21 protein-coding genes and 2 pseudogenes are annotated in these 16,267 nt (G+C 47.9%); 12 read left to right on the top strand and 11 right to left on the bottom strand.

Annotation, left to right across the window (positions count from 1 at the left end; genetic code table 11):
- Nucleotides 1-21: 21 nt before the first annotated feature.
- From NQ546_RS07375 to NQ546_RS07350, 6 genes are all read right to left on the bottom strand, one after another.
- Nucleotides 22-660: a vWA domain-containing protein gene (locus NQ546_RS07375; RefSeq protein ID WP_004289457.1), complete on the bottom strand. Its 639-nt coding sequence runs from the start codon at nt 658-660 to the stop codon at nt 22-24.
- A complete protein-coding gene (locus NQ546_RS07370; protein WP_004289456.1) occupies nt 657-1,268 on the bottom strand; it encodes a TerD family protein in 612 nt (203 codons plus the stop codon). The genes NQ546_RS07375 and NQ546_RS07370 overlap by 4 nt, the downstream gene beginning before the upstream one ends.
- A gap of 29 nt (nt 1,269-1,297) precedes the next feature.
- On the bottom strand, nt 1,298-1,933 hold the full coding sequence (locus NQ546_RS07365) for a hypothetical protein (protein WP_004289455.1): 636 nt from the start codon (nt 1,931-1,933) through the stop codon (nt 1,298-1,300).
- Between the two features lie 10 nt (nt 1,934-1,943).
- Nucleotides 1,944-2,597 carry a TerD family protein gene (locus NQ546_RS07360; RefSeq protein ID WP_234231018.1) on the bottom strand — a complete coding sequence of 218 codons (654 nt, stop codon included), beginning with the start codon at nt 2,595-2,597 and terminating at the stop codon, nt 1,944-1,946.
- Between the two features lie 45 nt (nt 2,598-2,642).
- Entirely contained in the window at nt 2,643-3,200 is a 558-nt protein-coding gene (locus NQ546_RS07355; RefSeq protein ID WP_004289453.1) for a TerD family protein, read from the bottom strand.
- A 112-nt stretch (nt 3,201-3,312) separates the two neighbouring features.
- Complete coding sequence (locus tag NQ546_RS07350) at nt 3,313-4,710, bottom strand: hypothetical protein (protein ID WP_004289452.1); 1,398 nt, start codon at nt 4,708-4,710, stop codon at nt 3,313-3,315.
- 781 nt (nt 4,711-5,491) lie between these two features.
- Here NQ546_RS07350 and NQ546_RS07345 point away from each other — a divergent pair.
- Nucleotides 5,492-5,788, top strand: coding sequence for a helix-turn-helix domain-containing protein (locus tag NQ546_RS07345; protein ID WP_004289450.1), 297 nt, complete (start codon nt 5,492-5,494; stop codon nt 5,786-5,788).
- Between the two features lie 32 nt (nt 5,789-5,820).
- Nucleotides 5,821-6,114 carry a helix-turn-helix domain-containing protein gene (locus NQ546_RS07340; RefSeq protein ID WP_039953117.1) on the top strand — a complete coding sequence of 98 codons (294 nt, stop codon included), beginning with the start codon at nt 5,821-5,823 and terminating at the stop codon, nt 6,112-6,114.
- Nucleotides 6,115-6,202: 88 nt separating this feature from the next.
- Here the strand turns inward: NQ546_RS07340 and NQ546_RS07335 are convergent, their stop codons facing one another.
- Genes NQ546_RS07335 through NQ546_RS07325 form a run of 3 tightly spaced genes read right to left on the bottom strand, consistent with a single transcriptional unit; the run spans nt 6,203 to nt 9,091 of the window.
- The gene (locus NQ546_RS07335; protein ID WP_039953116.1) at nt 6,203-6,577 is read right to left on the bottom strand and encodes a transporter; all 375 of its coding nucleotides are present in this window, start codon (nt 6,575-6,577) and stop codon (nt 6,203-6,205) included.
- Between the two features lie 13 nt (nt 6,578-6,590).
- Nucleotides 6,591-7,841 carry a site-specific integrase gene (locus tag NQ546_RS07330; RefSeq protein WP_004289447.1) on the bottom strand — a complete coding sequence of 417 codons (1,251 nt, stop codon included), beginning with the start codon at nt 7,839-7,841 and terminating at the stop codon, nt 6,591-6,593.
- Nucleotides 7,842-7,861: 20 nt separating this feature from the next.
- Nucleotides 7,862-9,091 (bottom strand): site-specific integrase, encoded by a 1,230-nt coding sequence (locus NQ546_RS07325; RefSeq protein WP_004289446.1) that lies wholly within the window; start codon nt 9,089-9,091, stop codon nt 7,862-7,864.
- A gap of 285 nt (nt 9,092-9,376) precedes the next feature.
- On the opposite strand from NQ546_RS07325, the pseudogene NQ546_RS07320 reads away from it, so the two are divergent.
- Nucleotides 9,377-9,619, top strand: a pseudogene (locus NQ546_RS07320) (tyrosine-type recombinase/integrase); the annotation flags it as partial.
- Between the two features lie 28 nt (nt 9,620-9,647).
- Complete coding sequence (locus NQ546_RS07315) at nt 9,648-10,013, top strand: hypothetical protein (protein ID WP_004289443.1); 366 nt, start codon at nt 9,648-9,650, stop codon at nt 10,011-10,013.
- 36 nt (nt 10,014-10,049) lie between these two features.
- Here NQ546_RS07315 and NQ546_RS07310 read toward each other — a convergent pair whose 3' ends face one another.
- Nucleotides 10,050-10,361, bottom strand: a complete 312-nt coding sequence (locus NQ546_RS07310) for a helix-turn-helix domain-containing protein (protein ID WP_004289442.1) — start codon at nt 10,359-10,361, stop codon at nt 10,050-10,052.
- The gene (locus tag NQ546_RS07305) at nt 10,358-10,651 is read right to left on the bottom strand and encodes a helix-turn-helix domain-containing protein (protein WP_004319131.1); all 294 of its coding nucleotides are present in this window, start codon (nt 10,649-10,651) and stop codon (nt 10,358-10,360) included. Before NQ546_RS07305 ends, NQ546_RS07310 begins: the two co-directional genes overlap by 4 nt.
- A 542-nt stretch (nt 10,652-11,193) precedes the next feature.
- Between NQ546_RS07305 and NQ546_RS07300 the strand changes: the two genes are divergently transcribed.
- The 8 genes and pseudogenes from NQ546_RS07300 (at nt 11,194) to NQ546_RS17445 (ending at nt 15,986) form a co-directional block, all read left to right on the top strand.
- On the top strand, nt 11,194-11,445 hold the full coding sequence (locus tag NQ546_RS07300; RefSeq protein WP_004303766.1) for a hypothetical protein: 252 nt from the start codon (nt 11,194-11,196) through the stop codon (nt 11,443-11,445).
- Nucleotides 11,446-11,457: 12 nt separating this feature from the next.
- Nucleotides 11,458-12,450: a hypothetical protein gene (locus NQ546_RS07295; RefSeq protein WP_004289438.1), complete on the top strand. Its 993-nt coding sequence runs from the start codon at nt 11,458-11,460 to the stop codon at nt 12,448-12,450.
- Between the two features lie 45 nt (nt 12,451-12,495).
- Nucleotides 12,496-12,906 (top strand): PcfK-like family protein, encoded by a 411-nt coding sequence (locus NQ546_RS07290; protein WP_009132163.1) that lies wholly within the window; start codon nt 12,496-12,498, stop codon nt 12,904-12,906.
- 2 nt (nt 12,907-12,908) lie between these two features.
- Nucleotides 12,909-14,192 (top strand): PcfJ domain-containing protein, encoded by a 1,284-nt coding sequence (locus NQ546_RS07285; protein WP_004289436.1) that lies wholly within the window; start codon nt 12,909-12,911, stop codon nt 14,190-14,192.
- Nucleotides 14,193-14,234: 42 nt separating this feature from the next.
- A complete protein-coding gene (locus NQ546_RS07280; protein WP_004289435.1) occupies nt 14,235-14,552 on the top strand; it encodes a hypothetical protein in 318 nt (105 codons plus the stop codon).
- Nucleotides 14,553-14,597: 45 nt separating this feature from the next.
- Nucleotides 14,598-14,738: pseudogene (locus NQ546_RS07275) on the top strand (DUF6956 domain-containing protein); the annotation flags it as partial.
- Between the two features lie 153 nt (nt 14,739-14,891).
- On the top strand, nt 14,892-15,134 hold the full coding sequence (locus NQ546_RS07270) for a hypothetical protein (RefSeq protein WP_039953114.1): 243 nt from the start codon (nt 14,892-14,894) through the stop codon (nt 15,132-15,134).
- A gap of 390 nt (nt 15,135-15,524) precedes the next feature.
- Nucleotides 15,525-15,986 carry a plasmid mobilization protein gene (locus NQ546_RS17445; protein WP_004289433.1) on the top strand — a complete coding sequence of 154 codons (462 nt, stop codon included), beginning with the start codon at nt 15,525-15,527 and terminating at the stop codon, nt 15,984-15,986.
- Nucleotides 15,987-16,267: the final 281 nt, after the last annotated feature.

Genomic DNA, 16,267 nt, shown 5'->3' with positions numbered 1-16,267 from the left:
GTGCCACTTTGCTTTGTTTCTTTACACAACGATATTTACTTCTGGAGGTGGAGGAGGTAGCTCGCTCATCGATGCAACATCGCCGTGAGTATCCTCAACTTTTTGGCTGCCTGTACTGATGCTTGCGCTTACCCATTTGAAGAACGCCTTAATTGTTGCGCTGTCGGCTGTATCAAGCTGAACGACATTTTCTGTAATCTTCTTTAACGTATTCGTGTTAGCACCTTGCCCTGCGGCACAAGCTACGACCATACCGAATTTTCTTTTCTTGAACTCGTCAAGCCCCTTCTGCAAATCATCTGTAGGTTCGCCATCTGTCATAAGAAAAACCAAAGGCTTCCAATCTCCTTTGACTTCTTGTGTGGTTTTGACAATTTCGGTATCAACCTTTTGTGCAAGCAAGGTCAGTGCTTCGCCCAAAGCAGTACATCCGCTTGCTTCAATTTGGGGTTGTTGAAAAGCCGACAATTCTGTAAGAGGTGTTACCTGTTGAGCCACAGAATTGAAAGTTATGATACTAATATATGCTGTTTCAAGGGCATAAGGGTCTCCTCGTAAGGTTGAAATAAGTGTCTGGACTCCATTTTTGACCGCCTCTATCGGTTCCCCGTACATAGAGCCAGATGTATCCAATAACAAGTAAACGGGTAATCTTCTCATAAATATTTTTGTTTGACAGTTTGTAAAGTGCTTTCGAAATCTCTATCTCTTGTCGGTTCACCAATGGCGTTGAATTTCCATTCCCCATTACGTTTATAGAAAATTCCCATTACCATTGATACACTCCCCGCAAAAGTTGGGTCATTCGCAATATCATAAGTAGCAAATACTTCCCGTACCTTTGTAGGAGTTCCTTCATAAATTCTAATAGACGCAAAAGGAATTAGTTTAAAATCTTGACCACGAAAGCTGTTCAATACAAAGGCAATCTTATCTGTTCGTGGATTAACTTTGTGCAAATCAACAGTTATAACTTCATTGTCCAACCCATCGTCTCCATCCATATCTCCTGTTAAATCATCGCCACTATGTTTGATTGCCCCATCATTAGAAGCGAGATGTCTAAACCAAACTTTGTCAATGATATTACCTTGAGCATCAAACTGAGCACAACTGGCATCTAAATCTACCGCTTCAGTTGTAGTAAAACCCAACCAATTCTTTTTCTTAATTGCACCCCAATTGACACCTACACAGATGCTTTGTAGCTTCGCACCATTATCTTTTTCAAGATTAATGCGTTGTCCTTTTTCTAATCGTATTGCCATAAAATATTTTCTTTATAAATTATTCAACATTAGTCCTTGCTTCCTGGCGAGTAGTTAAATCCCCATCCATACATCATGTCACAATCCTTATGTCCATCATGGAACGTAATCAGTCTTTTAACCGTAATGGAATCATCACCACCAAAATCCAATTGAGCTATGGCGCAGAATGTTTTATTTGAAAATTGTTTTCCCATTTCAACGATTACATCTTCATGCCCTGGTACTTTAATCGTAACAACGGCATTTGTTTCAGACCATTTTGCCACGCCTTCATATATGAAAGTATAGACGATTATACGCTTTATCACATTGACCCCCTTAGGGTTTACATAGATTGTTTCCCCAGAAGAAGAGCTACCACCTCTGTCATCACCTTGATGCCAAATGTAAGGCGCGTAATCGTAACATCCCTGCCTTGTTTGCTGATGGCGGTTTCCTCCTCTGTTATGAGAGAATTGCAATCCATCAATCAACATTTTCTTTCCATCCCGAAGCTCATAAAAGCATCCGAGGTCAAGGTCTATGGGCTTTCCAAAAATTTGTTTCATCAAACTTCCCTTACTCCAATTGAGATTTATAATGATTTCTCCCATAGAGGAAGCCCCACCTTTTTCAAGGTTTATGCGATGTTGGTCGCCACTTTTTTCAAGAACTATAGCCATAGAAATGAAGTTATCTGTATTTTTCAACTAATTCCTCAAGACCGCCATGATGCCCAATGCCTGTCGCTTGAATTTTCCATTCCCCTTTGTAGCGATATAACCTGCAAAATTCAATGGAAGCACATATTGAGAAATCCTCATTTAGATCATATCTGAAGTCTTCCTGACCTTCGGTTTCTTGCCCCTGCTTATAAAGACGGACATAAGCACGTTCTACCTGACCAAAGTTTTGTTTACGGTTTTGGTAGTCATATATGCTTACTGTGATTACAATTTCTTGAATGTCATTTGACACTTTTGATAAATCTATATCCATAATTTCATCATCGCCATCTTCTGAGGTAGAACCATCTTGGTCATCTATTGACCCTATAACTGAAAATTCCGGTGAAACGGGTCTTGTCTCCTCTTTCCAATGCATATCAGCCGAATGATAGCAGCCTTGAGTATCAGTATAAGGTGGATATTTACTTGCAGAAAAAGGTTCGAACCGTGTCAAATTAGATGGCAGAACTCTATGTTCACTATTATAATATACCAAGAAATCATCATTGAGTATTTTCTTATTGGCTCCAATCATGAATGCAGACACATCAAGGTCAAATGGATATGGTGATGCCCCTTCATTCACGTCCCATCCAAGCCCAACATGAAAAATATTCATGTTGAGCACGTGATTCTGTCCTTTTACAAGATTTATAGGCATGGTTTATTGATATTTGTTGACCAATGCTTGCAATCCACCTTTGTTACCTATACCCATAGCTTCGAACTTCCATTCTCCGCCACGGCGATACAAACGCCCGAACTCAACGGCTGTTTCAATAGAGAAATCCTCGTCCAAATCATAGCGTGCTATTTCTTCGTTGGTGATTGAATTGTAGATGCGGATGTAAGAGTTTCTAACCTGCCCAAAATTCTGTTTCCTTTCGTCTGCCTTATAAATTGTAGCAACAAACAGAATCTCCTGAATGGAAGGGTCAACTTTTTGCAGGTCAACATTCAATGTTTCATCATCCCCTCCGTCACTATTGCCTCCAGTAGTGTCATCACCTGTAGATTCCACCGCTCCGTCTGGAGATTTCGGATTATTGTAGAATATGAAATAATTGTCATTGGGAATTTTCTTGTTGCTTCCCAACATAAATGCAGAGGCATCCAAATCGAAATCAAAACCTGTACCTTCATTCGGGTCCCATCCGAGACCTACACTAACTTTAGATAGACCTATGCCTATCCGCTGTCCTTTTTCCAATGTAATTGCCATAATCGTATTTGCTTAAATTTTTACGCAAAATTAGGCAATAAGTATTTGATTTACAGAAATCTGCAATATTACACCCGATAAAGGAAAAAATCGTCTGCAAAAAGTTGCAAGGTTATAAGGCCAATACCCGGCTCCAAAAAGCAGAATCCTCAAAACGGCAAATTTGCTTTGCTTGCATATCGTAACATAGACACAGTTCCGGAGGAATGGCTACACAGTAATTGCCAAAAAGATTTCGTTGAACCAAGTAGTCATCGGCATTGCTTAATAATTCTCCGATTTGGCGAATTTGTTGTTTAATCAAACTTAACATTGGCAACCTGTTTTCCGAAAGATATATTTTCGGTGCACGAGATTTATCGCCGCCAAAACCTTCATAAATCATCTCATACTTTAGCTGTATGAGTTGCATACGGTGGTCAAATCTTTTTAGAGCTTTTACATTTTCTGGTTTACTGAAATTTATTCCACCACTTCCTGATTCCAACAAAAATAAGGCATACAAGGCTTTCTCTCTTCTATGAAGTTTTGATAACTTTATTTCGGCCTCAGGCAAGAGAATCTCTCCATGAAGCAGGTCTATAACAACACTGCTTCTGACGCCTTTTCTATCTGTAAATATGTCAAATACCTGCTTGTAGTAACCGCGATAAACAAATCTTTCCTTACCTTCAAAAGAAGGATTCAATACTCTTGGCTTATACAATTTCATGAACAAGTCTGTAAAATCCCTTGCTATATTGAGAGCGTCCTTTTCGAGAGTTATCGAAAGAAAATTTGAGTATATCTTACCTTCAACAAGCGAATCGTTTATACACAAAAGCATCGACGGTAACGATTCGTTCAAGTCTTTGAGATTCATTTTCCCGACAATGCCTTCCTTGCAGAAATCAGAAGTATTCAACGAGGTTAACTGCCGTATCATATCTCCCATCTGTTTTTCTGAAATTTTAGGATACAGAAATGAAAGCAATGATAATAATTTGCTTTGTGGCAATGACTTATAATGCTCGCATACCTTTGGGAGATAGACAAAATTCAAACCTATCAATCGGAATTCATTGGATATTTCCCTGTAAGCATCAGAGATTTCTTTATTTGCCTCCTTGTAATATTCCCCTTCAATATAAAGTATCTGTGATTTTTCGGCTAACGTGTTATTGGGTAAAACTGTCGAATATATTTCAGCTTGTGTGAAATATTTTTCAGACAAACAAGCTATGATGGCAAGTACAATAAGCCCCTCTTCTCGACTAAAAGCGTTGTCTGACAAGGCCAAATTGTAAAAATCTCCAATAATGTCATGGATTAGACCTGGAGATAAATTCTTTAACAGGCAAACAGCATCGGACAAAGTCATGGAATCGCCCATAGCTTCATCATCTTTCGTTATGCGGTACTTGTCTTTGATTCCATCCAAGTAATCAATTTCTCGTAAGTCGATAATAGAATCAGCTTTCACAATGTCTGAAACTATCCGCATAATACCAGCACGTTCATTCTGCTTCATTGCCGAGTCAAAGTGCGGACTTGATTCCCGGCAAGCCTGCTGTTACACAAAAAGATTTAGACAAAAGAAAAGCGTGGGAATCATGCTTGTTACTCGTCCCACACATAGAGGCTCTGGCATCGCCCTGTTAGTCGAAACGAGCAACGCCGAAGCCCACGCCGATATGTATATAAACGAATATGATGCAAACAACCGACAAGGTCTGCCTGCATACAATCAATCGGATATAACATACCCATGGACATCTACCGTTGCTTTGAATTTGACTAACAATTCGAAACTGCCAGATTTCTATGTGTCAAGAACAAAGCGTCAAGTAAACGCCTTCACATTTTGTCTGTCCTCAATCCCGACCCATCATAGCCCACTGTTATCCATTTAGGGGGATGACAGCCCGGCGTGAGCAGCCTTTCTATACACAACCTCTTTTGAAAGGATGAGCTTAGAAAGAAGTCGAGGACTGTTGCAAAGATAACCAATTGCGTCTTAAATCAAGAAAGAAATATGAAAAAGTTTATTATTGCAGAGCGAGATTGTTTTATTAAGACCAACGGGATGATATGCCTCCACACTACTTAAAGTAGTATGGGAGCAAGCCGTTTCGGTATGCCCGAAACACAAACTTGCTCCTATCAAAACTCCGTTGGACTAATTTAGAATAACTCTGAAAACGCCACTCTCTGCCACAAGCTGCCACGATTGTGCCAACCCATTGTTGATGCACAAAGCCCATTTACTTTGCGTCCAAAACCGAGTATCAACAATAAAAACAGTATCGACAATGGAAGTATTGATTTTTCAGAAAGAGGCGTTTGAGGAAATGGCGGCGAAGTTCAGCCGCTTCTCAGACCGTGTGAACGAACTCCTTGCCAAGCAAGGCGGCAAGTCATTAAACCGCTGGATGGACAACCAAGAGGTCTGCCAACATTTGAACATCAGTCTGCGCACCTTGCAGACGCTACGTGACAACGGCACGCTGGCCTATTCGCAGATAAACCACAAGGTGTTTTACCGACCGGAGGATGTGCTGCGTATTGTCAAACCTGTGGAAGACAGACGGTCAGGTAAAGGCTCTTGATTTTTTATATGGCCACTAAATCCAACGTAACAATGAGTGAAATGATTACCAAGAACCATGCGCTTGTCGCCGAGTTCGGCAACAGCCTTGACCGTCTGCTGGACGGCATCGAAAACTTCATGGCAAACAGCCGTCCGACATTGGGCGGTGAACGTTTCCTGACGGACAGGGAGGTGTCGGCACGGCTGAAAGTGAGCCGACGCACCTTGCAGGACTACCGCAACAACGGGGTGGTGTCCTATTACCAGTTAGGTGGCAAGATTCTGTACAAGGAATCGGACATCGAACGGATGCTTGCCGCCAATTACCGGGAAGCGTTCAGATAGGCTTATAAAAACGGTGTTACCCTCAAACGGCGTAAGAGGTAGCCTTACACGCCGTTTGAGGGTATTTCATACGCCGTCTGAGGTCGGTTCAACTTTCCGCTCTCTTTCCACATGACGGGGAGAGCGAAAAGAAAAGGTTGATGGGTTGTCTGTCGCTTATGGTCAGCCTGCCCATAATGAACCGTCTGAAAACCATGCTCTCCCGACTTCTCAACCTGAAGGAAACGGCTATCACCATTTCAAGGCTGTAAACATCGTAGCAAATCCTACCATCCTTCCTGACGTGCCGCTTCGTTTCGCTTTCCAATAACTCGCCATTCTTGTATATGGCGTGTATAGCCTTGCGGATGTAACATCCGAACACGTTGAACGCATCGGACATTTCCTGCTGCGTCATCCAGACGGGAGCGGTCGGCATCGTGACCGCCCCGTTTTCAGTGATTGTGATTATTCCCCGTTCCATTGGCATTCCTCATTTATTCATTATCAATGTTTGTTTCTTTTAACAGTTCTTGTTTTTTGTACCATTTGCCCGTCCCGTACATCATTCTGACCGCCATCAGGTTGTCCATGTCCTTTGAAATCTTCTTGTCCGTAATCTCCGCGTACCGCTGGGTGGTTTTTATACCGGAGTGTCCCATCATCCTGGCGATGCTCTCGATGGGTATTCCCTCAGAAATCAAAAAAGTTCCGAAGGAGTGCCTGCTTTGATGGTAGGACAAGTTTTCTTTCCGCCCTATCGCCACGCCCAACTCGTGTATCTCGAACCACATCTCGTCACGGCTCGGAAGCGGAAAGACGGGCTTTGTGTCGTCCGTCGTATTATAGAGGTCAAGTATCTGTTCCGCTATCGGGTGCAAGGGAATGAACGCCTCCACGTTGGTCTTCTTGCGGTTGATGCGGATGTAACGCCTGCCGTCAGCAGTCGTGCCGATATGGTGGGGATGGAGCAGCATGATGTCCACATACGCCAAGCCCGTGAAAATCGAAAACAGGAACGCCCTCCGACCCAGTTCCTGTAACGGGTCGAGCATCGGGGTTTCAAGGATGGCTTTCAGTTCCGCACGGCTGATGTGCCTGTGCTTCGGTGCGGGTTTCTTCTCGTATTCCATGTCCTCCAACGGGTTGGCACGGAGTATCTCGTAGTCCACAGCGAGGTACACCAGCTTGCTCAGCCAGCACAGGCACTTGTTCATTTGTGACGGCCCGAAGTTCTTGTAGCGTTTCAGGAAGGCTTTATAGGAACTGCCGAACTCCTCCGTGATATCGCTGAACTCGATGTCCTCCTTGCCCAATGACGTGAGGTAATCTTTCAGGTACTTCTGGTAATACTTTGAGTTCCTGTATGTCGATGTGGAGTTTATCTCCTTTGAGCGGACAAGCAGACGTTCAAGTTCCCTTTCGCCCATCTGCAACAGCTTGGCGGGAATGACGGCTTTCCTTGCCAGTGCGTTCTTCAGTATCTCCGCGCTCACCACGTTCTGTTTCTTCAGCGAATCTTCATAGGCAAGTTCAACGGATTTGCGGAACTCCTGCAAGCGGTTGTTCTCTCTGACGGTGCGGATTACGCCCGTCTTGTTGTTCCAGTCCTCCGGCCTGCAATAGATGCCCGTTGCCATCGTGGAACTCTTGCCGTCTATGGTGATGCGGCACAGGACGGCGGTCGTGCCGTCAGCTTTCACTTTGCTTCGGTTGATATACGGTAATATGGAAAATGTACTGCGCATGGTTGTGATGTTTTTATCAGTTAGAGAATAAGTTTCAAATCTTTGGTCGCTTCGATGTATTTGTCCATGTCTTCAAAGAGCTTCTTCGGAATGACACGGGCATAAACTTGGGTGGTGGTTATATCGGAATGCCCCAGCATCCGGCTGATGGTTTCAATCGGCACTCCGGCTTCCAGCGTAATCAGCGAGGCGAAGGAATGACGTGCCTGATGATAGCACAAGGTGCTGCTCACCCCTGCGAGGACAGCAAGCGATTTCATGTGCTGCCGAAGATTAGGATGCCGCACCATAGGGAACAATGTCGGGCGGTTGTCATCATGGTATTTCTCAATCAGGGCGAGTGCTTCCGGCAACAGTTTCACGCTTGCCTGAAGCTCGTTCTTCTTGCGGCGGTATTTAAGCCAAAGGTTTCCATCGTCATCCGTGTACAGATTATCCCTTGTTACGCTCACCGCATCCGCATAGGCAGTGCCCGTATAGCAGGCAAACAGGAAGAGGTCACGCACAAGGATGTGCGTGGTGCGGCATGCAGGTATCTCCACATCGCGTATCTTCTCGAAATCCTCGCGGCTCAAGGCTCTTGGAGTGCGTTCACTCTGTTTTGGCAGGGTGAAATTGGCGAAATGGCATCTTTCGGCATATCCCTCCTTGTAAGCTATGCGGCATATCTTTTTCAAGATGGCGAGGTAATGGCGCACCGTATCTACAGCATATCCTTTCACGTCCATCACGAAGTTCTGGTAATCGTGTATGAACTGTTCGGAAAGCTGCCCGAAAGCAATGTCCTTCGTCTTGAACTGCCACTGGATGAACTCGCCCAGTGTCCGTCTCATGTAGTAATAGGCGGGATAGGTTCCTTTGGCACGGTCAATACCGATACGCGCCTTCAAGTCCTCGCAGATGCGGTCGGTCATCCTCAGGAGGGTCATCTGCGTGTCCATGCTTCCCTGAAACAAGTCCTTGACCGCCGTAGCGTCAAAGTCCTGTCCACGCTCAACCAATGTGTCGAAAGCATTATTGACCGCAAGCAGAAGCTTGTCTATTTTCGCATTGGTTTCCACCGCCTCACGGCTCTTGCCGTCCAGACGGCTTTCCCTTGCGTTCCACAACTCCGGCTTGCACGACAGCTTGCATCCGAACTGCGCCATCGTGCGGTTCACCGTTATCCTTCCCATTATCGGGGCTTTGCCCGACTTGTCCGTTCCGCTCCTTTTCAGGTAGAGCAACACCTTGAATTTTTCCACTTTCATACGCTTACTGTTTTTGTCGCAAAATTAATTCATGAGTAAGCGTCCATTGATTTGCAGAACGGTGCGTATCAGTGCAATCAGCACGGGCTTGCAACAATTTCATTTTCCGTGCGTTACCTGTTCTTGCTTCGGTAACTGACGGCTAACGGCTTGGAAACTGAAATGGCTCAATATTCCGCACTCCGTTGCGTTTCCGGTATTTGGCAGAATAATGAAAAACCGCTCATTTCAAACGGGTTACGTTTTGTTGTTACTTGTTTGCTGACGGCTGCTTTGTGGGTTCTGTTCCACAAGGCGAGGCACAATTTCGGGACACATATCACGCTCTCGTTGGGTGTGCCTATCGAAACTGTCAGCCGCATGATGGGACACAAGAGCATTTCCACCACGCAGATTTACGCCAAAGTGACCGACCGCAAGGTGGACGAGGACATGAAACGGCTGAAAGAACAGACCAAAGGCCGGAAAATAAATCTCTACGAGGAGGACGAACCGGAAACGGCAGATATTATAACGGTAAACGGTTGAACAGTATAACAAAAATTGATAAATTTGTATGACTATGACGACAAGAGAACCTATCAGCATTGAAAACGGGCGGGTGGAAATCCACGCGCCGGAGAACCGTGTATGGCTCACGCGCCACCAGATTGCCGACCTGTTCGGAGTCTTCGTTCCTGCCGTGGGGAGCAACATCCGCTCCATACTCAAAAGCGGCATACTCTGTGAGGAGAGGGTTTACCGCCGGGAGCGCAACCGTGACGGCGGTATTGTCGAGCTGTATTCGCTCGAAATGATCGCCGCGCTGGCTTTCCGCTTAAAATCCGGGAATGCCGAAGCCTTCCGACGGTGGCTTGTCCGAAGGGCCACGACGACCGCCGTCGTCTGGCAGCTCCCCGGCATGAACACGATATTGAACTGAAAAAGAAGAACGGCCAATGTTTTGGCCGTTCTTCTTTTATACCCATTCCTGTCCCCCGATACATTTCTTCCGGGAATCTTCCAGGAATTTCTGTATCTCGGATTCCATGTATAGTACCTTGCCCTGAATCAAATAATAGGGAATGATCCGCGCCGTGCGGTATTCCTGCAATGTACGCCTGCTGATTTTCAGCAGCCGGGACAATTCCTCGTCGGTGACGAACCGCTCTCCCTTGAGTGTCCGGCCTCCGGAGGATTCCAGTTTATCCAGTGCCTTGCCGGCCTTTTCCAAGCGCCGGAAGAGATCCGCCACACACGGATCGTGCTTGTCGATGAAATAATGGCTCATAACGCGGCGGTATTAGGATAGTGCGACGATTGCAGCAGTTTCCCGACATCTTCCGGTTTGTAGAAGATTTTGTGACGGATGCGGCTGAAAGGCAGCAACCCTTTCTCCCGGTAGGTTTGCAGGGTACGTTTCGATATACCCAGCACGTCACAGACATCCTGGTTGTCCAGCCATTTTTTCAAACTCACGTCCTCTTGCCTGCGGCATAACGCCTCGGCTTTTCTTTCAATGGCTTCCACGTGCCCTGCCAGCGCGTCGAAAGCCTTCACGTCCATACTTATTATTTCCATGTTCTGTTTCATTTTTTGTTTCCCGGATGCCCAAAAGTACACAAATGAACAGTATCTTGTTATCAGCCAGTGGTATATGGACGTATCCGTCTTAAAAGTGGCAGCGAGTGGCTCCACGTCCGGCGGAAACGATCCTCCGCCGATACGGGATCGGCACGTTCCGATACGCCAATCGCCCGTGAAAGGAAATGTTCGCGGGCGATTTATCATTCCATGCAGGGTGAGCCGTGAACCGACTTTCGCGAGCGTTCACGGCATATCGTTTTCTCCCCGTTTCTCTCCCATAACCTTTTCCTCTCTTTTTTTTCATGCCGCGGAGCGCGGTATGGAAATCTGTTGTCAGTAGCAAAGGTAGTTACGGGGCTCACGCTGCTGCAAGATCGGGCCGCGGGGCGGTTTGCCGCAAAATCTTCCTCTTTCCCTGCGGGCGAGCGTATTTTCCGACAAAATCTTGCAGCAGCTATCCCCGACACCTTTTGATGCTACCGAAACAGATTCCATCCATACCGGCTCCGCTACGGCATAAAAAAAAGTCAAAGGTTATGAGAAACGAAGAGAAAAATAAATGGAAACAGAAATCCTCCAACCTTCCACTTGGCATAAAGGCAAAGGTCGGGTTGGCGGTAAAGGTCGGGGCGGTGGCTTTGGGCTTCCACGTGTGGGGTATCGATTTTATTTGGGTCGTTTTGGGCTTCACGTTCTGTTATGACATCCTGCGGGGCATTTTCTCCTGCCTTGTTTCTCTCGTGGCTCTAACCGGCTTTTTCTATTTCCTATTCACTCACATCTTCTAAATTTTTACAGGTATGACAAAGTACATTTCATTATTCGGAGCGACTACCACGGACACGCAGGTGCAGGTAGTCAAGGAAAACCAGGTAATCATCGGTATCGGTGCGGGTGCGAGCAGAAAGCGTTACGTCGTTTACAAGGTGGAACACACCGCCCGTGGCTACGTGTACCACATGGTCGATACCGAAACAAAGGAAATCAGCCAAACGGACATTCTGCGACCCCTCTCGCAAACATTCGGTATCGGCAGGTACTACGACGACGTGAACCCCGAGTTCATGGACGCTTTCGAGGCGGCTTTGCTCGTGAGGCAGGCGGAAGAGCAAGCCACGGCGCAGGCCATCGCCGCCGCCAAAGAGAAAGCCGAGCATGACCGCATAGCGGAAATAGGAGCGCAGAGGTTACGCCGCATCATGCCCGAAGGGGTGCAGGGCGTAATCATCGCCGAACTCAACGAAACGGAATACACTGACCCCTCTTACGAGTGTTCGACCACCCGAAGCGTGCGTACCGTCATTCTCGGCTTTTCGGCCACCTCCCGCAACGGCTTCGGGGAGTTGAGAAAGGCGGCGGCCAATTTCCCGCAAACGGCGCACCTCTCCGAATACGACCCCAAGAACGAACACCGCTATCCCGTTTTCACGCTCGGCAAAAGTCCGAAATACGGGTGGAGTGTCTGCAAACTGACCCACTACACCCGTGAAGGGTACATCGACAGGCTGGCATATATCGCAGGAAACGAGGAGAATATATGTCTGCCCGAGCCGAAAGACGAAAAACGGGCGGAACGCACTGAAACGAGCGTGCAAGGCGGGTTTATCATCGTGGACTATTCCGAGAAGGCGATAGCCGTATTCGGGGACACCAAGCCCGTCAAGGACGCCCTTCACGCACTCGGGGGACGCTTCAACGCACGGCTGACGCATGACGGGCAGAAGAAAGCGGGATGGATTTTCCAAAAGACCAAAGAGGACGAGGTGCGGCGGCTTCTCGGAAAGGACGAATAAATGTTGAACACGGGGCGGTTCGCCGCCCCACAATACCAAAAAATCATGGCACAAGGAACAGATTATTTCAAACTGACGATACAGAACTATCTCGACGCACGGGCACGGGAGGACGAACTTTTCGCACCCCGATACGCCAACCCGAAAAAGAACATTGACGATTGCTGCACTTTCATCATCAACCAAGTACGGCAGAGCGGTTGCAACGGGTTTGCCGACGAGGAAATATACTCTATGGCACTCCACTATTACGACGAGGAGGACATCGACATCGGCAAACCCGTCAGTTGCAAGGTAGTGGTCAATCACACCGTCGAACTGACCGAGGAGGAAAAAGCCGAGGCACGGCGGAACGCCATACGGAAGGCCGAGAGCGAAGCCTACGCCAAGTTGGCGAAAGCCAAGTCCAAACCCAAGAAAATCGAAGATAACAAACTAATGCCCAGTCTATTTTAGTTATGAAACCGAGAACAAAATTCCAACAGAGCGTTGTGGCGGCAAGTAAACACCTGCCGCCGCTTACCCCCGCACAAATCGAATGGGGGTACAAGAACTGCATCGAGCATATCGGACGCCGCACGCCGAAAGGACTTATCACCTGCACCGAGTGCGGCCACACGTGGCAGAGCGAAAACGGAGAACTCACGGACAATCTGTTAGGGTGCGAGTGTCCGCACTGCCACACCACGCTGAAAGTGGAAACCACCCTGCGCCGCAAGTTCAACGATTACGAGTATTTGTGTATCGTAACCCGCTGCAAGGGTTTTCAAGTCCTGCGCTTCGTCTATATCGAGTGTTGGGCGAAAGTGGGACAGATGCCCGTTTACACCCATATCGAAGCCGTACAGCGGTGGATTGCCCCCGACGGACGCTCCGCAACCTTCGCACGGCTGCGCCCGATGGGCTTCTTCGTTCACGGGTGGAGTTGGTCGAGCGCATTGGAACTGCGGGCGGAGAACGACGGGAAATACAACATCACGCCCACACGCATCTATCCCCGGCAACGGCTTATCCCCGAACTGCGCCGAAGCGGTTACGGCAAACAACTCCCCGATGTAACCCCTTTCGACCTTATCCACCTGCTGCTCTCGGAGAACAAGGCCGAAACGCTGCTTAAAGCGGGACAAACGGCACTCGTGCGATTTTTCGCCTGTTCCTCCCGCAATATCGCAGACTATTGGCCGGCCATCCGTATCGCCATCCGTAACGGGTACGCTATCGGGAAACCGACGGAATGGTGCGACTACATCGACCTGCTGCGATTTTTCGGGAAAGACCTGCATAACGCCCATTTCGTGTGTCCCGCAGACCTGCCCGCAGCGCATGACCTCTACATGGCAAAAAAACGGCGGCACATGCAAATGGAACGGCGGCAGGAGGAACGGCGCAAGGCGTTGGAACAGGAAGCCTCGTTTGTCGAAGCCAAAGGGCGGTTTTTCGGAGTGGAGTTTTCCGACGGGGAAATCTGCATCAAGGTATTGGACAGCGTTGAAGCCATACGGCAGGAGGGCGAGGCCATGCACCATTGTGTGTTTACCAACGAATACTATCTGAAAGCCGACTCGCTCATACTCTCGGCCACAATCGACGGCAAACGTATCGAAACGATAGAGGTGTCCCTAAAACGCATGGAGGTCGTGCAGAGCCGTGGCGTGTGTAACAAGAATACCCCGTACCACGGGCAAATACTGAAACTGATGAAGGGGAACATGTCCCTTATACGGAAACGAATGACAGCATAAAAATCGGGGCGGCGAAAGCCGCCCTACAAAAAAAACAAAACAATGAAAATCATCTATAAAAGCTACATGGCACGCCCGCCCAAACCCTTCGGGGAGTGGGATTGGGAAGTTCGGGAAGCAGTCAAGACGGCCCTTGCGCTCATCGAGGGGAAAAACGGGTTCAAAACCCATTCCGAGATATGGCGAAGGTGCAACCTCGTCATTACCGTGGGACACAACATCTACACCACGAGTATCGAGATACGACCACCCGAGCAGGACGTGATACGCCGCAGGAGCAACTGGCATAACGGCTACGCCTACTACTGCAACGGCGTGTTCTGGGCGAACATGAGCAGGGTTAGAGTGGAACTTGTCTGATTAAAAAATTTCGGGGCGGCAAAAGCCGCCCGTAAAAGCGAGAATATGAAAACGAATGAAGTAAACAAGGAAATCTCCTATGAAACGCTGCTCGTAACCTTCGGCGAGGGTATCGGGCGGCTCGACACCATGTTCGACGACCCGCAGGTGTGGGGCGTTGCCACGCTGAAGCAGTGGATCGACGGGGATGTTATGTAAATTTTTGCATAAGATATGCCCGCTCCGCCTTTCTGGGTGGAGAAGGCCACGAATTTCGTTTTCTCTTTCATTGTTCCATGCGTTTTTAGTTATACAATCGGGTAATCGTTCATCTCTTCACGTATCTGGGCAAGTGACGGCATGAGATTTTATGCTGGTATGCCGGCACGCATATATGCTGGTGCGCTGGCAGGCTGTTACGCCGGTATGCCGGTGCATGGGCGCGTGTCCGATTTTATACTCACGCGCAACCGCATTTGCTTATCCGGACAAAGACCCGCTTTTTCCTCTGCACACGGTGTTTTCTGCATCCGTCCGCACGTGTGCGGACAGGGGGATGTGTCATTACCCGTATCCGTTCTCACGTGCAAAGTAAACCCTTAAAAACACGGGTTGTATGCTCTTTTTCCGCTATGGCCGCGTGTGGCGTCAAAGTGGACGCAAGTGGCATAATCGATTATAGTACAAGCGATTGAATAGGTCGGTATCTTTGCCTCGTGAACGATCCCGACGCTAATGAAGCCGTCCTTGCCCCGTTTTACGGCGGCTCTTTCAATGTTCTGTCCGCGAGCGGGCAGAAGGTATTTGCAAAGGGCAAATAGCAAGCTGTGTTTTCTGCTGCACGATTCTCGTTTTGCAGCAGAAAACAGCTTGCCCGCAAGGGGGAGAAAGCACCTCCGGAGTCGGTGCTTTTCAGAAAGGCGGCAAGCCGCGAAGGGATCGGAATTTTCAGGAACCGGTGGGGCCCTGGCCTCTCCTTAAAATTTCGATGCGATGGAAAAGAACAGAAAGCCCCGAGGGGGCAAAGGGGGACGACCCGCGAAAAACGACCCGGCCGTTTACCGCTTTTCGGTAAACTTTTCAGCCGTGGAACATGCCCGTTTCCTCGACCTTTACGAGCAGTCCGGGCTATTGTCAAAAGCCGCTTTTATCAAAGCGAGAGTGTTCAACGAGGCGTTCCGGGTGGTAAAGACCGACCGGGGAACGCTCCTTCAGGACACGGCGGATTTCCGTGAGGGAATAATACAGCTTCCGGTTGATGGTCGAACAGGTGATCACGTGATCCGAGCGGAGGCGTTGAAGGGTACGCCCGCTGATGCCCAGGTAACGGCAGACCTGCTCGCCGTCCATCCATTCGTCGTTTATATACTCCTTATTCCGTACACGCTCCTTTCCAGGGGGAGAGGCGATTGCGGCCCCTCTATTTTCTCTATACGTCCGACAAGCTCGTTATAGGCTCGCGAACCGAACACTATGATTTTCATACTCTTTTTTTTTAGTCTGTTACAAAGGTCGGGGTTATATGGACAGCTTAAGACGAGGTCGGTACGACTTTTTTTTGATAATTTGCAGTGAACTGATTCTCAACGGTTCATGCGGTGAAGACATACGGGTGCAAACACGGGTGTTCAGAAAAGTTCCAAAGACAGTTACGAGGGAAAACCGACCTCGGTTTTTTTTGTTATATACAACGCTGATTATCAGTGCTTCTATAAGGGATAAAGTGCCTTACCGGT

Origin of the sequence: Bacteroides eggerthii, assembly GCF_025146565.1 — a bacterium.
GTDB classification, from domain to species: domain Bacteria; phylum Bacteroidota; class Bacteroidia; order Bacteroidales; family Bacteroidaceae; genus Bacteroides; species Bacteroides eggerthii.
The sequence above is the reverse complement of the archived record's forward strand: the minus strand, read 5'-3'. Positions and strand labels throughout refer to the sequence as shown.